Origin of the sequence: Bradyrhizobium sp. Gha (assembly GCF_900113735.1) — a bacterium.
Taxonomy (GTDB): Bacteria; Pseudomonadota; Alphaproteobacteria; order Rhizobiales; family Xanthobacteraceae; genus Bradyrhizobium.
This window is the reverse complement of the sequence record NZ_FOQM01000021.1, coordinates 140,535-142,354: the sequence shown is the minus strand read 5'-3', so window position 1 is coordinate 142,354 and position 1,820 is coordinate 140,535. Positions and strand designations below refer to the sequence as shown.

The following is a 1,820-nucleotide window of genomic DNA, read 5'->3' as shown; positions in this document are numbered from 1 at the left end:
ACCACGTCGGGCGGCACGGTCGGCTGGACCTACAGCGTGGCTGACAACGCCACCGATGATCTCGCCGCCGGCCAGACCGCGACCGAGAGCTTCACCGTCAGCATCGCCGACGGCCACGGCGGCACCGTCGACCAGATCGTGACGGTGACGGTCACCGGCACCAACGAGGCGCCGACCATCGTCGCCGGGTCGACCACGGCGACCGGCGCGGTGACGGAAGACGCGACCACGCCCGACCTCTCGACCACCGGCACCATCGCCTTCAACGATGTCGACCTGATCGACACCCATACCGCAAGCGTCACCGCGGCTTCCGGCAACACGCTGGGCGGCACGCTGACCCTGGGCGCGGTGAGCGAGAGCGCGACGACCTCGGGCGGCACCGTCGGCTGGACCTACACCGTGGCGGACAACGCCACCGATGATCTCGCCGCCGGCCAGACCGCGACCGAGAGCTTTACGGTGACGATCGCCGACGGCCATGGCGGCACCGTCGACCAGATCGTGACGGTGACGGTCACCGGCACCAACGAGGCGCCGACCATCGTCGCGGCGGCCACCACGGCGACCGGGGCGGTGACGGAAGACGCAACCACGCCCGACCTCTCGACCACCGGCACCATCGCGTTCAATGACGTCGACCTGATCGACACCCATACCGCAAGCGTCACCCCGGATTCCGGCAACACGCTGGGCGGCACGCTGACCCTGGGCGCGGTGAGCGAGAGCGCAACGACGTCGGGCGGCACGGTGGGCTGGACCTACACCGTCGCGGACAACGCCACCGATGATCTCGCCGCCGGCCAGACCGCGACCGAGAGCTTCACCGTCAGCATCGCCGACGGCCATGGCGGCACCGTCGACCAGATCGTGACGGTGACGGTCACCGGCACCAACGAGGCCCCGACCATCGTCGCCGGGGCCACCACGGCGACCGGCGCCATCACCGAGGTCGCAGGAACGACCGGATCGACGAGCGCGGACAGTGCATCTGGCTCGATCGCATTTGGCGACGTCGACCTCTTGGATACGCACACGATCAGCCAGGACGCGCCGACCTTCGTCTTGTCGGGCGGTAGCCTGACCTCGCAGCAGATCAGCGTGCTGACGGCGGCCAGCACGCTCAGCCTCAACACGAGCGACAGCACAAGCACGGGGGCGGGCGCCGTCGCCTGGAGCTACAGTGCCCAGGACAAGACCTTCGACTTCCTCGCTGCCGGCCAGACTCTGGCAGTGACCTACCTCGTTTCAGTCAAGGACGGCCATGGCGGCACCGTCGGCCAGAACGTGGTTGTCACAATCACCGGCACAAATGATGCGCCGGTCCTGAACGCCAATGGGGGATCGCTCTCCTACACCGAGAATCAGTCCGCGACGGCGATCGACAGTGCGGTGACGGCCTCGGATGTTGACAGTCCCAATCTGACCGGCGCGACTGTGAGCATTGCAGCCGGCTTCGTTTCCGGCGAGGATGTTCTCGCCTTCACGAACCAGAACGGTATCACGGGGACCTACAACGCGGCGACCGGTGTGTTGACGCTGACGGGATCTGCGACTGCGGCCCAGTACCAGGCGGCGTTGGAGGCGGTGACGTACTTCAACGCGAGCGATAATCCGTCAGGCGCGACCCGTACGATCAGCTATCAGGTTGATGACGGCCAGGCGGCAAACCACGCCAGCAACATCGTGACCTCGACGGTCACGGTGACGCCGGTCAACGATGCGCCGGTGGCGGCGGCGCCCTCGACGCATTATGCGGCGACGGAGCAGACCAGCCTGACCTTGAAGAACACCGGCCTGTCGGTCAGCGACGTCGACGG

1 protein-coding gene is annotated in these 1,820 nt (G+C 67.4%); it reads left to right on the top strand.

Features of this window, described 5'->3' with window-relative positions; genetic code table 11:
- The coding region (locus tag BM222_RS24015; RefSeq protein WP_210188513.1) for a beta strand repeat-containing protein at window positions 1-1,820 on the top strand (1,820 nt) is incomplete at both ends.